At 65.3% G+C, this 14,442-nt stretch carries 9 protein-coding genes and 1 pseudogene; 2 read left to right on the top strand and 8 right to left on the bottom strand.

Annotated features, from left to right (window positions below):
* The 8 genes and pseudogenes from ACQ86E_RS15605 to ugpB form a co-directional block, all read right to left on the bottom strand.
* Window positions 1–1,395: an AtzE family amidohydrolase gene (locus ACQ86E_RS15605; RefSeq protein WP_431206125.1), complete on the bottom strand. Its 1,395-nt coding sequence runs from the start codon at window positions 1,393–1,395 to the stop codon at window positions 1–3.
* A 7-nt stretch (window positions 1,396–1,402) separates the two neighbouring features.
* Window positions 1,403–1,582 (bottom strand): DUF4089 domain-containing protein, encoded by a 180-nt coding sequence (locus ACQ86E_RS15600; RefSeq protein WP_431206124.1) that lies wholly within the window; start codon window positions 1,580–1,582, stop codon window positions 1,403–1,405.
* A gap of 26 nt (window positions 1,583–1,608) precedes the next feature.
* A pseudogene (locus ACQ86E_RS15595) lies at window positions 1,609–3,455 on the bottom strand (dipeptide ABC transporter ATP-binding protein).
* 280 nt (window positions 3,456–3,735) lie between these two features.
* The gene (locus tag ACQ86E_RS15590; RefSeq protein WP_431206123.1) at window positions 3,736–4,635 is read right to left on the bottom strand and encodes an ABC transporter permease; all 900 of its coding nucleotides are present in this window, start codon (window positions 4,633–4,635) and stop codon (window positions 3,736–3,738) included.
* Between the two features lie 62 nt (window positions 4,636–4,697).
* The gene (locus ACQ86E_RS15585; RefSeq protein ID WP_431206122.1) at window positions 4,698–5,711 is read right to left on the bottom strand and encodes an ABC transporter permease; all 1,014 of its coding nucleotides are present in this window, start codon (window positions 5,709–5,711) and stop codon (window positions 4,698–4,700) included.
* A 195-nt stretch (window positions 5,712–5,906) separates the two neighbouring features.
* Window positions 5,907–7,529, bottom strand: coding sequence for an ABC transporter substrate-binding protein (locus tag ACQ86E_RS15580; RefSeq protein WP_431206121.1), 1,623 nt, complete (start codon window positions 7,527–7,529; stop codon window positions 5,907–5,909).
* 229 nt (window positions 7,530–7,758) lie between these two features.
* Window positions 7,759–8,718 carry an aminoglycoside phosphotransferase family protein gene (locus ACQ86E_RS15575; protein ID WP_431206120.1) on the bottom strand — a complete coding sequence of 320 codons (960 nt, stop codon included), beginning with the start codon at window positions 8,716–8,718 and terminating at the stop codon, window positions 7,759–7,761.
* Window positions 8,719–8,950: 232 nt separating this feature from the next.
* A complete protein-coding gene (gene ugpB, locus ACQ86E_RS15570; protein WP_431206119.1) occupies window positions 8,951–10,273 on the bottom strand; it encodes a sn-glycerol-3-phosphate ABC transporter substrate-binding protein UgpB in 1,323 nt (440 codons plus the stop codon).
* A 366-nt stretch (window positions 10,274–10,639) separates the two neighbouring features.
* On the opposite strand from ugpB, the gene ACQ86E_RS15565 reads away from it, so the two are divergent.
* Together ACQ86E_RS15565 and ACQ86E_RS15560 are read left to right on the top strand one after the other, a co-directional pair.
* Window positions 10,640–12,718 (top strand): ATP-binding protein, encoded by a 2,079-nt coding sequence (locus tag ACQ86E_RS15565; RefSeq protein ID WP_431206118.1) that lies wholly within the window; start codon window positions 10,640–10,642, stop codon window positions 12,716–12,718.
* Window positions 12,688–14,433, top strand: a complete 1,746-nt coding sequence (locus tag ACQ86E_RS15560) for an ATP-binding response regulator (protein WP_431206117.1) — start codon at window positions 12,688–12,690, stop codon at window positions 14,431–14,433. The genes ACQ86E_RS15565 and ACQ86E_RS15560 overlap by 31 nt, the downstream gene beginning before the upstream one ends.
* Window positions 14,434–14,442 lie beyond the last annotated feature (9 nt).

Genomic DNA, 14,442 nt, shown 5'->3' with positions numbered 1-14,442 from the left:
TCAAAATCCCCTTGGCGCGGGCGCGGCGACGACGCCCATCTTCTCCAATGCGTATGCGACGCGCAACGCGATGTCCTCGCGCCAGGGCGCGGCGATGATCTGCACGCCGATCGGCAGCGGCTCGAGCGGCACGGGAACCGCGACCACCGGCAGGCCGATGAACGAGATCGGCTGGGTGTGAATGCCGATATTGGCGCGCACCGGCAGCTCGACGCCGTCGAGATTGAAAGTCACCTGACCGAGCTTCGGCGCGGTACAAGGCGTCGCAGGCGCGATCAGCACGTCGGTCGATTTAAACAGCTCGGCAAGCTGCGAGCGATACCAGCGGCGGAATTTCTGCGCGCGGTCCACCAATGGCGCGGGCACCATGGCGCCCGCGATAAGCCGGTCGCGCACGGCGGGGTCGAAATCGTTGGGACGCTTGCGGAGGCGATCGAGATGCAGCGAGGCGCCTTCGGTGGTGGAGATGACATAAGCCGCCGCACGGGCCCGTGCGGCTTCAGGGACCTCCACCACGCGCGTGGCGCCGAGCGCCTTGGCGACTCGGCTGACGGCTTCGACCGCCTCGGGGAAGACGTTCTTCTGGAAGTAGCCGCCGGCGATCGCGATGCGCAGGTCCGACACCGGGTTGGCGAGCAGCGGCATCGTCGGCTCCAGACCGCGCGTGGTGCAGGCGGCATCGTCGGCATCCGGTCCCTGCATCGCGTCATAGGCGAGCGCGAGATCGGTGACGGAGCGCGCGAACGGACCGAGATGATCGAAGCTCGCAACGAACGGAAACGAGCGCGCGCGCGACAGCCGGCCATAGGTCGGCTTCAGGCCGAAGATGCCGCAGAACGACGAGGGCACGCGGATCGAACCGTTGGTGTCGGAGCCCAGCGCGATCGGCACCAGCGCGCCGCCGACGGCGCTGCCAGAACCGCCGGACGAGCCGCCGCTCATCCGCGTGGTGTCGTGCGGATTGCGCGAGGGACCGTCGTGGATGTTCTCGCCGGTGAAGTCGTAGGCGTATTCGCCCATGTTGAGCGCGCCGACGAGCACGGCGCCGGCCGCTTCCATCCGCTCGATCAGCGTGGCGTCACGCTTGGCCGGTGGCAGATCGCGATTGATCTTCGAGCCGGCGCGGGTGGGAAGCCCCGTGACGTCGAACAGGTTCTTCACCGCGAAGGGCACGCCGGCGAGCGGACCGACCTCCTTGCCTGCGGCAATGTCGGCATCGATCGCACGCGCCTTGGCGCGGGCGCGATCGGCTGTGACATCGGTGAATGCGTTGAGAACGGGGTTGTGCTGGTTGATACGCGCGAGCGCCGCTTCGGTGGCATCGAGCGCGGACATTTTGCCGCCGGCCACCGCCTTGGCGATGTCGGCAGCACTTGGATCTGGCTTGGCTGTCATGGCGGCGTCAGACGGCGAAGATCGGCGCCGGCTCGGTCTCGTCCGGCAGCGCGAATTCATCGACCAGGCGGGCGAGCCGCAACGAGACCTCGAGATTGGCGCGCACCGCAGGCCTCCAGGCCTCCTCGACCGGCAGCGCCAGCGCTTTGGAAACGGCGTCGATATAATCGTCCAGCGGCTCGGCCATCACTCTCTCAAACTCTCTAACGTTCGTCAGTGAGCCGGCAACGGCGGATGCGGGATCGCCGTCAGCAGCTCCTTGGTGTAGTCGTCCTGCGGGTCGCTCAAAACCCTCTCGGAAGAGCCTTCCTCGACGATTCGACCCGACCGCATGACAATGACACGATCGCACAACAGGCGCACCACATTCAAATCATGCGAGACGAACAGATAACTCATACCTAGCCTGGCCTTGAGATCCTGGAGCAGGTTCAGCACCACGGCCTGGACCGACACGTCCAGCGCCGCGGTCGGCTCGTCGAGGATGACCAGCTTCGGATGCAGGGCGATGGCGCGGGCGATGCCGACGCGGGCCTTCTGGCCGCCGGACAGTTGGTGCGGGAAGCGATCCAGCAGATTGTGCGGCAGGCCGACCATGGTGGCCAGCTCCTCGCAGCGCGTGCGGAGCGCATCGCGGCCCCTGACGTCGCCGAGCTGCATGATCGGATCGGCGATCGCGCGCACGGCGGTGAAGCGCGGGTTGAGGCTATCGGTCGGGTCCTGGAACACCATCTGGATGCGGCTGCGCTGCGGCAGCCGGGCAAAGTTGGCAGGCGCGATGGCGCCGATGTCCTCGCCGTCGAACTGGATCAGGCCGGAGGTCTGGTCGAGCAACCGCATCACCATCATCGAGGTGGTCGATTTGCCGCAGCCGGACTCGCCGACGAGGCCGACGCTCTCGCCATGGCCGATCGAGAAGCTGATGCCGTCGACGGCGCGGAACACGTCCGGTTCGACGGGAGGCTTGCGGCCGAACAGCTTTCCGAGCGTCACGGTGGCGCCCTGGCGGGGGTATTCCTTGACCAGCTTTTCGATGAGCAGGAGGGGCACTTTCTCCCCGCTTGCGCCGCTGTGCCCCTTCTCCCCGCTCGCGGGGAGAAGGTTGGGATGAGGGGGACTCTCCGCGAGCACAGTGCTGGGAGAGTCCCCTCACCCGCCGCACTCCGGGGCGCAATTCCGCTCCCGAGTGCGTCGGCCTCTCCCCGCATGCGGGGAGAGGCGAAGGAAGCGCCCTCCTCCTCCGGCAACAGATCCCGCAGGCTCACGCCGAGCCGCGGCGTCGCGCGCATCAGCTTCTTGGTGTAGGGGTGCTGCGGGTTGGCGAAGATGTCGGCGGCTTTCGCGGTCTCGACCACCCGGCCCTTCTCCATCACCACGACGCGGTCGCAATAGGCGGCGGCGAGGCCAAGGTCATGCGTGATCAGGATGGTCGACATCGCCTTGCGCCTGGTCAGTTCGACGATCAAATCCATCACCGCCTTCTGCGTCGTAACGTCGAGGCCGGTGGTCGGCTCGTCCGCGATCAGCAACTGCGGATTGCAGGCGAGCGCGAGCGCGATGACGACGCGCTGGCACATGCCGCCGGACAGCTCGAAAGGATAAGCATGATAGCGCTCGCGCGGGCGGGCGATCTTGACCTGCTCCAGCGCCTCGATAGCCCTCTCGCCTCGATCAGCGACCGGAGCCTGCTGCACATGGGTGCGCAGCACATCCTCGATCTGGTCGCCGACCTTGCGGATCGGGTTCAGTGCCGCGCGCGGGTTCTGGAAGATCATCGAGACTTCGCGGCCGCGCAGGTCGCGCATCTGGTCTTCGGTCGCGGCCTTGACGTCGATGCCGGAGAACATCACCGAGCCCTCGGCGATCTTGCCGGCGCGGTCGAGGATGCGCATCACCGCATAGGACGTCACCGACTTGCCCGACCCGGACTCGCCGACGATGGCGAGCGTCTCGCCCTTGGCGACGGAGATGTTGACGTGCTGCACGGCTTTGACGATGCCGCGGCGGGTGTTGAATTCGACCGTGAGGTCCTGGACGTCGAGCAGGGGCTGGGCGGTCATGCAGGCCTCCCGTCGCTCAAAAGGTCGAAAACAACCCCATGCACAGTAGAACTGGGATTGGAATCATAGAGGAATTCCAAACGGGAAGGAGAGAGTGAGGGAGGTACGGACCTATCGCTCCCTCCCCCTTGTGGGGGAGGGTTGGGGAGACGGGTAGCCCCAAGCGAGGTCGGAGTTCGTGGCTACCCCCTCCCTGCCCCTCCCCCACAAGGGGGAGGGAATGAGAGAGACGCGGCCACCTCACTGCCAAGCGTCGCGGCTTCATCTCTGCCCTCAATCATCACGTCCTCCGCTGCGGATCGACGATGTCGCGCAGGCCATCGCCGAGAAGGTTGAAGCAGAACACGGCGATCATCAGAGCGAGGCCGGGGAACAGCGCGATCCACCATTCCCCTGAGACCATGAAGCCCGCGCCTTCGGCGACCATGATGCCCCACTCCGCGGTCGGCGGGCGGACGCCAAGGCCGATGAAGGACAGGCCGGCGGCATTGAGGATGGCGTAACCCATGGTCAGCGACATCTGCACGATCATGATCGGCATGATGTTCGGCAGGATGTGCACCAGCAGGATGCGGAATTCGCCGTTGCCCGACAGGCGCGCGGCCTGCACGAAGCCGGCGTTGCGGCGGACATTGGCCTCGGCGCGCGCAACACGGGCGTAGAGCGGGAAGTTCACGATGGCCGTGGCCAGGATGATGTTCTGCACGGTGTTACCGAGGGCCGCGACAATGCCCATCGCCAGCACGAACAGCGGAAACGCCATGATGGTGTCGGCGATGCGGCCGACGATCCGATCGGTCCAGCCGCCGAAATAGCCCGCCGCGATGCCGGCGAGCCCGCCCATCAGGAACACCAGCACCACGGAGGCGACCGCGATGAACGTATCGAGCCGGGTCGCGACGACGACACGGCTGAAGATGTCGCGGCCGAGCTGATCCGTGCCGAACCAGTGCGCGGCCGACGGCGGCTTCAGCGCCGCCGCGGTGTCGGACGCCAGCGGATCGTACGGCACCACATAGGGACCGAAGACCGCGGCAAGAAGAATGACGATGAGCAGGGCGAAAGAAAAGGCCGTGACCTTGTTCTCGCCGAGCACATAGCGGGTCTGTTCGAGGATCGCGGTGAAGCCCGAGGTTCGCGCGGGACCGACGGGCTCAACAGCAGGTGCAACGGAGCTCATGTGCTTCTCCTTTTGCGCATGATCTGATCGGAAAACCGGCCTCCACTTTTCCGGATCATGCGCTAGCCCTCCAGCCTGACGCGCGGATCGATCACGCCGTACAAAATGTCGATCACGAGATTGAGCAGCACGTACATGACCGCCATGGTCAGCACGAAGCCTTGCACCGGCGCGAAGTCCGACGAGATCAGCGCCTCGACCGCATAGGAGCCGATGCCGGGCCAGGCGAACACTTTTTCGACCAGCACGTTGGCGCCCAGCAGGAACGAGAACACCATGCTGAGCGTGGTGATGACGGGCAGCATCGCGTTGCGGAACGCATAGGTGATGATGACGGTCGCCGGCGACAGTCCGCTGGCGCGGGCCGTGCGGACGAACTCGGACGAGAGCACAGCCAGCATCGAGGCGCGCGTCATGCGCGCGATCGGCGCCAGCGAGAAGATCGCGAGCGTCGTCGCCGGCAGGATGAGCTGGCTCAGCGCCGAGCGGAACGCTTCCAGATCGCGCGCGATCAGCGTGTCGATCAGATAGAAGCCGGTGATCGTCGGCGGCGCGCTGTAAAACACATCGAGACGGCCGAGCGGCGCGGGCGACCAGCCGAGCCGGAAATAGAAGACATAGACCAGCACCAGGCCGGTGAAGAACACCGGCAGCGACACGCCGGCTGTCGTCGTCACCCGACAGAGATGATCGACCCATGATCCCGGCCGCGTTGCCGCCAGCACGCCGAGCGGAATCGCGATCACGATCGAGACGACGAGACCGAGCAGCGTCAGCTCGGCGGAGGCCGGCAGCCGGTTGCGGATTTCGGCTGCGACCGGCTGTCCGGTGGTGAGCGAGTTGCCGAAATCGCCATGGGCGAGATCGTTGGTGTAGCGGAAGAACTGCTCGACCAGCGGCCGGTCGAGACCGAGCTTCTTGCGGATCTGCTCGACGGCTTCCTTGGTCGCGGCGGGACCTGCGAAGTACGCGGCGGGATCACCGGGCAATGCGCGCGTCAGCAGGAAGGTGACGATGACGACGCCGATCAGCGACGGGATCGCAAACATCAGGCGCTTGCCGATCATGGTCAGCATGGGGCGGCACTCCCGCTTGGCAATTGAGGGCTGACTCGCGCCGCGCGCGCCGCTGCGTCCCCTCCCCCTTGTGGGGGAGGGCTAGGGAGAGGGGTGGCCCCGGGAGAGGTCGGAGTTCGTGGCTACCCCTCTCCCCAACCCTCCCCCACAAGGGGGAGGGAGCCTGAAGACCGTGCTCACCTCACCCATCACCCCTCACCCCTTCGCCAGCGAGCGATAATCCAGGCGACGGTGGAACCAGTATTGGTAGCCGCTGATGTTCTTCTGCATCGCGACGTTGACGAAGGGCTGGTACAGCGGGATGCGCGGGATGTCGCTGAAGGCGAGATCGACGAAACCCTTCACGTCCTTTTCGTAAGTCGCGGTGTCGCCGGTGGCGGCGGCCGTGCGCGCCCCGTCGATCAGCTTATCCATCTCCGGCGACTTGTAGCTCATGGTGTTGAAGACGGAATTGTTGCCGTGATAGCACCAGTAGAAGAAGTATTCGGGGTAATCGAGCCAGCCCGAGAACACGTTGGTGAAGAGCGGCATCTCCTTCTTGTTCAACTCGGTGCGCCAGTTGGCGCCGGGCACCTTGTTGATGGTGGTCTTGATGCCGATCTGCGCGAGAGACTCCTGCACCAGCACGCAGAGCGGCTCGTTGACACCGGCAAAGTTCAGGTCGAACGAGATCGTGGTCTCAAACCCGCCCGCGAGGCCCGCTTCCGCCATCAGCGCCTTCGCCTTCTCGATGTCGGTGTTGTATTTGTGCGGCTGCGGCCAGGCGACTTCGGTCGGCTTGTCCTTTGCCGCGCCGAACATCGGGTTGGCGAGGCCGAACATCACCGCGTCCATGATCTTCTGATAGGGCAGCGCGTAGGCGACCGCCTGACGCACCTTGGGATTATCGAACGGCGGCTTGGTGACGTTCATGCCGATATACTGGATGCCGTTGGAGAACGGCAGCGACACGACGTTGAGCTTGCCGTTCGCCTTCATCTCCTGAAAGTCCTTGTTCGGCAGCTCGTAGGAGATGTCGGCATCGCCGCGCTCCAGCAGCGCGCGGCGGTTGCCGGCCTGCGGCACCATGCGCCAGATCACGCGCTTGATCTTCGGCAGCGGACCGCAGACCCAGTCGTCATTGCGCTCCATGATCACTTCGGTGCCGGCGGTCCATTTCGTCACCTTGTAGGCGCCGGAGCCGGCGGTCTGCTGCTTGGTGAATTCGAGCCCCCAGGGATCCTTCTCGCTGGCGTTCTTCTTCACCAGCTCGGAGTTGACGATGCAGGGCACGATCACCGCGAGATCGGGGATCGTCAGCCTGTCCTTCTTCAGGAAGTCGACACGCACGGTGTGGTCGTCGATGACGACGAACTGCTCCGGCTTGGTCAGCGAGCCCGCGCTCATCTGGAAGGTCGGGAAGCCGCCGACGCTCACCGCGCGATCGAGCGACCATTTCACGTCCTTGGCGGTGACGGGCGTGCCGTCGTGGAATTTGGCGTTCTTGCGCAGCTTGAAGGTGACCGACTTGTCGTCGATCTTGAACTCCTCGGCGAGTTCGCCCTTGAACTTGTCGCGGTCGTAATAGGGCACGCCGCCGGGGCCGGACTTCATCTCGTGGCTGATCAGGCGGTCGTAGCAATTCCACGAGACCTCATAGCCGGGCACGTTGGTGCCGACGCCGTGGATGTCGAGATTGTTGGGACCGCCTTCGGAGACGATCAGCAGCGTCTCCGAACGCGCGTCCGCATAGGCGGTGGAGATGACCTGGGGCACGGCCGGAAGCGCCGCGCCTGCGGCCAATCCGGAAACAGACTTGAGGAAATCGCGGCGCTTCATGGCAATTGCTCCAACTCAGAAGTTTCTGGTTGGAACTGGATTCGCAAGGTTCGTGCCAGAGCTTAACGAGGCATTAATTTGCATCCAACCCACTGATTTGGCGAGCAAATAGCGGATTTCGATCCAATGATTATTCTCTGGGCAATGCGCTTAATTGCATACAAAGATGCAATTTTGCTGTTAAATTAGGCTAAATCGGTAGGCGCCGCCGAATTGAGCAAGGCGGACTTCAACCCGCCCAGATCAACTCCTGCAGCCCGACCAAATCGTTCGCCTTGTCCTGCCAGCCCTCGATGCAGATGTGGCTGTTGAGGTCGCTGGCGCGGTGCAGCAGCATCAAGGCCATCAGGCGGCGCTTGAGCGCGACATCCGGCTGCGCATAGCCAAAACCTTCGAGCAGGTTGCGGACCCGGCCCGGCCGGCCCGCCGCCATGAAGGCGCTGGGGCCAAGCAAATCGTAGTCGCGCCATCCCGCCAACACGTCGCCGAAATCGAACAGGCCTTTGAGCGACCATTGGTCGTCATAGCAGGCGAGCAGGAAGTTCTGGGGGATATATTCGCCGACCAAAATCACCGGCGGCGCGTCCATCGGGATCAGCTTTGCCGCATCTTGCAGGAGATCGTCGAGGCCGGCGAGGAATTTCGGCGCAAGGCCGAGGCGTGCGTGCCGCGCTCTGCATCCCTGCATCTGCGTGCGCATGAAGTCGTCCCAGCGTGGCTCGATCTTTGCGAGCGGCCCAAGCGGCGCGCGCTGCACGGCGGCGATGGTCTCGCCGATCTGGCGCAGCAGGCGCTCCTTCTGGTCTTCGGGCAATTGCGGCCAGACCTCGGAGCCGAGCGTGCCGGCAAGGCGGGTGATGACGAGGTAAGGCCAGCCGTCCCGTTCGCCTTCCGCGGCGATCTCCGGGATCGGCAGATGGAGGCGGCCGGCAAGCTGCGTCAGCGAACCGCGCTCGGAGACGAATTGCGCGCGCAGCATGGGCGGGAAGATCTTCAGGATCAGTTTGTCGCTGAGCCCGACGACGAGATTGGTGCCGGTCGCGAACACATGCGGCGCGCTGATATCGAGACCGTGGCTGCGCGCGATGTCGAGCGCGATGGGGAGCCACAGCAGTGGATCGGAGCGGAAGGCGCGAAAGCTCGCCGCGTCGGTGAGGTGAGGAAGCGTGAGCGTGGGAGCGACGGTCATTCGCGCACTGTTGGTTGACCCAGTGCGAGCCAGGAAGACGGAGCACCTCTCCCGCTTGCGGGAGAGGTCGGCGCGCTCCGGGCGATGCGAAGCATCGTCTCGCGCCGGGTGAGGACCTTCTCCTCTTGGGGACTGTCCCGTTGCGGAGACACCCTCTCCCCAGCCCTCCCCGCAGGCGGGGGAGGGAGCGCACCACATTCGCGGCGATAGCGAAATCCAATCTCGACATGCGCTACCGGTCCGGACTTGCGCGTTCGAACTGGCGCAGGATCTTGTTGCCGCGCTCGACCGCGGCATCGAGCGCCGCTTGCGCGCTCTTGTGGCCGGCAAAGGCCTGCTCCAGCTCGTCCTCGATCGCGCCGCGGATCAGCACGAAGGAGCCGAGCCGGATGCCTTTCGAATTCTCCGTCGGCGGATGCAGCGTGATCTCCTCGAACGAGATCGCCGTGCCCGGATTGCGCCCGTAGAAGCCCTGCGCGCGCGTGAGCTCGAAGGCGGCGCGGGTCACCGGCAGATACCCGGTGTTCTGGTGCCAGGCGGCCTGCACGCCAGGCTGCGACAGATAGGCGAAGAACCGTGCCACGCCCTTGTATTCCTCGCGCGGCCGGTCGCGCAGCACCCACAGCGTGGCGCCGCCGATGATCGAGTTCTGCGGCGCGTCCTTCACGTCCGGCCAATACGGCATCATGCCGTAGCCGGTCTCGAACTTCGAGTTCGCCTTGATGTCGGCGCGCGTCGCCGAGGAGCCGATGAAGATGCCGCATTCGCCGTTCTGGAAACGCGGCTCGGCCGACTGCCCGCGGCCGCTGTAGTCGAACAGCTTCGTCTTCTGCCATTCGGCGAGCTGGGCGACGTGCTTGACGATGACAGGATTGTTGATGGTCAGCTCCGCATCGAGCCCGGCAAAACCATTGGCGCGGGTCGCCAGCGGCAAATTGTGGAAGGCGGAGAAATTCTCGACGTGGATCCAGGACGGCCAGGACGTGGTGAAGCCGCACACCGCGCCGCGATCGCGCAGGCGTTTTGCGGCGAGCCCCAGCTCCGGCCAGGTCTTCGGCGGCGTCTCCGGATCGAGGCCCGCGTCACGGAACATGGCCTTGTTGTAGTACAGGATCGGCGTCGACGAATTGAACGGGAACGACAGGAGATTACCGGCCGCATCGGTGTAGTAGCCGGAGACCGTGGGGAGATAATCGGCCAACGAGAACGGCTCGTTCATGTCGCGCATCAACGAGAACACCGGATAGATCGCGCCCTTGGCCGCGGTCATGGTGGCGGTGGCGACCTCGTTGACCTGGACGATCGCCGGCCGGCTGCGCGAGCGGAAGGCGAAGATCGCGGCCGTCACGGTCTCGGTGTAATTGCCCTTGTAGGTGGGCACGATGCGGTAATCGGATTGCGAGGCGTTGAAGTCGGAGGCGAGCTTTTCCAGTTGCCGGCCGAGCTCGCCGGACATGGCGTGCCACCACGCGATGTCGGTTGCGGCATGAACCTGCGAGGTGAGCGCGAGGGCCGCGGAAGCGGCAACGACCTGCAAAAGGCGCCATGCTGACATCACGACCGATGATCCTGTCTCGCGAACAAAAGGCGACCTTTGCCCGGCACCTGCATAGAGCGCCGCCTCTGCGGATTCAATCAGGAATGAAACCCGGTTGCGTCGCTCGATCAGACGACGCCTCGCGGGGACGCTGCAGGATAGCCTTCCCTTAACCTTCTGCTAGATTGCGTTGAACCTTTTGGTCCTGCCATGGACTCCACCACTGAGGGGTTGAGTGTGCCAGTGTTGAACCGTGCCGAACTCACGCGGAGCGGGGTGGTTTTCGTCGCGCTGCTGATCGCCATATTCCCGATGGGTATGGGCGAAACGGGTGCCGTCGCGGGTGACCTCCGCTCTGCCGGCAGCAAGGTGGAGTGAGGCCGCTTGGCAGCCCCCGGACACAGCGAGCACGCAGACCGGCCGCCCGGCGCGGTCGGGCGGCTGCGCGCGCGTCTGGTCGGCGTGCTGCGCGCGGTGCCGATCCGCTGGCGCATCCTGTCGATCGCGGCGCTGAATTCCGCCGTCGTGGTGGTGCTGGTGGGGCTGATCTGGAACGGCTCGCAGGTGCTGGGCTCGGCCTGGGACGACGTGCGCCAGGTGCGCGAGTCCGACCGGATCCTGGCGCTGCTCGAAAGCGAGACCGGGCGGCTGCAGAACCTGATCCACCGCTACATCAATCAGCCGAGCCCGGACCTGTTCGCCGAAATCCTCCTGCTGCGCGAGGCCGTGCTGAGTACGCTGACCAACCGCGCCGCCAAGGACCCGATGCTCTCAGGCTCGGTCGAGGAGCTGGAGCGCACCACCGACCGCTTCCTCAACGGTTTTGGCGAGCTGCGCGCCGTGCAGGCGACCATCGCCAAGACCTATGAGGACCAGGTGCAGGGCCCGGCCAGGGACATGGCCGGGCTCTATTCCATCATCGAAGGCGCCACCGGCCATCGCGACGCGCTGATCTGGCCCTCGCTCGGCAAGTCCCGCGAGGCCTTCACCGCGATGCTGGTCGCGGCCAATTCCTATTATCTGTCGCTGTCGCCGGGCGCCGCCGACGACGCCCGCCGCAACACCGAGACGATCGAGAAGACGATCCCGGTCATGATCGACCTCGCCGACAACGATCTGCAGCGCATGGCGCTGCAAAAGCTCGGGGCCCGTACCATGGCTTTGCGCGAAGGCTTCGCCAAACTCTCCGAGCAACTGACGAACCGCACCGAGCTCCTGCGCAACACCATCGACGCCAGCCAGGCCGAGGCGATCGGCGCCATCGACGACCTCTCGATCAAGATGCGCCGGCGCGAGCAGAAGGCGCAGGAGACCTTCGACCGCACGCTGGCGGATATTTCGCGGCGGGTGCTCTCGATCGCGGTGATCTTCCTCGGCATCATCCTCACCGCCGGCGTGCTGATCGCGCTGTCGATCCGGCTGCCGCTGCAGCAGATCATGACGGCGATGCGCGCGATCGCGCTGGGCGACCTCGACCGCCAGGTGCAGGGCACCAAGGCCCGCGACGAGGTCGGCGCCATGGCGCGCGCGGTGGAGGTGTTCCGCGAGAACGCGATCGCCAAGCGCCAGACCGAGGACGAGTTGCGCGCCTCCAAGGAGAAGGCAGAGAGCGCGCTGCTCGAGCTCAATACCGCGCAGCAGAATTTGATCGACGCCGAACGTCTCGCAGCGCTCGGCGGCCTCGTCGCCGGCGTCGCCCACGAGGTCAACAACCCGATCGGCATCAGCCTCACGGTGGCCTCCAGCCTTGCCCGGCGCAGCGAGATCTTCGAGGCGCAGCTGAAGGGCGACGGGGCCTTGCGCCGCTCGCAACTGGAAGAATTCGTGCAGTCCTCGCGCGATGCCTCGCAGCAGCTCGTCGCCAACCTCACCCGCGCCGGCGAGCTGATCCAGTCGTTCAAGCAGGTCGCGGTCGATCGATCGCATGCCGAGCGGCGGCAGTTCTCACTCAGCGAAGCCACCGACCAGATCATCGCCAGCCTGAAGCCGGTGCTGAAGCGCTCGCCGATCACGCTCCAGGTCGACGTGCCCGAGGGGCTGCTGCTCGACGGCTATCCCGGCGCCTACGGCCAGATCCTGACCAATTTGTTCCTCAACGCCGCCAACCACGCCTTCGCCGACGGGCGCGCCGGCACCATCACCATCTCGGCGCGGCCGCGCGGGAGCGACGACATCGAGATCATCTTCGCCGACGACGGGGCCGGCATGACCCCCGACGTGCAGCGCCAGGCCTTTGACCCCTTCTTTACCACGCGGCGCAACGAAGGTGGCACGGGACTCGGGCTCCATATCGTCTATAACCTCGTCACCCAGCAGCTCGGCGGGCGCATGATGCTGGAATCCAAGCTGGGACAAGGCACTACTTTTCGCATTATCATGCCCCGGGTCGCCAAGGGCGGCGCGCAAAGCACAGAGACTGACGGGACTGCTCAATGGCCGAACAGGACGATGTCCTCCACCTGATCGACGACACCGGTACCGCGCCGGAGGACCAGAACGTCCGGAAATGGAAGATCGCCGTCATCGACGACGATCCGGCCGTGCATGACGGCACCCGTTTTGCGCTCTCGGACTATTCCCTCAACGGCCAGGGCCTCGAGATCCTCTCGGCGCATTCCGCGGCCGAAGGCCGCAAGCTGATGGCCGCGCATCCCGATATCGCCGCCGTGCTGCTCGACGTCATCATGGAGACCGACGTCGCCGGGCTGGAGCTGGTCGAATTCATCCGCAACGAGCTTCAGAACGAGACCGTGCGCATCATCCTGCGCACCGGACAGCCGGGCCAGGCGCCCGAGCGGCGCGTGATCGTGCAGTACGATATCAACGACTACAAGGCCAAGACCGAGCTCACCGCCGACAAGCTGTTCACCTCGCTGACCGCGGCGCTGCGCTCCTATCAGCAGCTCGAGCGCATGTTGCAGACGCGGCGCGGGCTCGAGATCATCATCGACGCCGCCTCGACGCTGTACGACTTCAAGTCGATGCAGCGGCTCGCCGAGGGCGTGCTGACCCAGCTCGCCTCGCTGCTCAACGTCGATTGCGCCGGCATACTGGTTTTGCGCGACAATGGCGGCATCGATCCCGAGCTCTCGGTGCTCGCCGGCAGCGGCTGCTACAGCCGCTTCATCGGCACGACGTCATCGCGCGCGCTTGATCCCGATCTGCGCGACATGGTCGAAGCCGCTTTCTCGCGCCGCAAGAACGAATTCGCCGACCACCGCAGCGTGATCTATCTGCGCACCGGATCAGGCCGCGAGGTCGTGGTGCTGCTCCAGGCCGAGCGCGAGCTGTCGGAGACCGACCGCTCGCTGGTCGAGATCTTCTCCTCAAGGCTCTCGATCGCGTTCGACAATGTCATCCTCTACCAGCAGCTCCAGGACGCCAACACCCAGCTGGAAGACCGCGTCGCCCAGCGCACCCGCGCCCTGATGCAGGCCAACCGCCGGCTCTCGGCGCAATGGCTGCGGCTGCAGCGCGCCAACGGCTTCAAGAACGAGATCCTCGGCACCGTCGCGCATGACCTGAAGAATCCGCTCGGCGTCATTCTCGGCCGCACCGAGATGCTGAAGGAGCTGATCTCGACCGGCGCCTCGGCGAGCGGCGTGGTCGCCCAGGTCGACCACATCCGAGACGCCACCAAGCGCCTGACCACGATGGTCGACCATTTGATCTCGGACGCGATGGCCGACGCCTTCGACATCACCATCCGCCGCGAGCCGGTCGACGTCGCGGCCCTGGTCAAGGAGGTCGCGGAGGCCAACCAGCCGCTGGCGGTCAACAAGCAGCAGGCGATCAACGTCACCGCACCGCCGAACATCGTCACCATGTGCGACACCGACCGCATCCGCGAGGCGATCGACAACCTCATCAGCAACGCCATCAAATACTCACCGATCGGCGGCAAGATCACCGTCGCGGTCACCCATGAGGGCAGCGAGACCATCGTCCGCGTCAACGACGAGGGTGCCGGCCTGTCGCCGGAGGATCTCGGCCGCCTGTTCGGCCGGTTCCAGCGGCTGTCGGCCAAACCGACCGCCGGCGAGAGCTCGACGGGGCTTGGGTTGTCCATCGTCAAGCGTATTATCGACATGCATGGCGGCGAGGTGACGGCCGAGAGCGAGGGCCCCGGCAAGGGCGCGACCTTCACCATCACCCTGCCCGCGACCGAAATGCCGTGATCCAGAGAC

Source organism: Bradyrhizobium betae (assembly GCF_050632175.1).
In the GTDB taxonomy this organism is placed as follows: Bacteria; Pseudomonadota; Alphaproteobacteria; order Rhizobiales; family Xanthobacteraceae; genus Bradyrhizobium; species Bradyrhizobium betae_B.
Note: the sequence above shows the minus strand (reverse complement) of the source record. Positions and strands in the feature narration are given on the sequence as shown.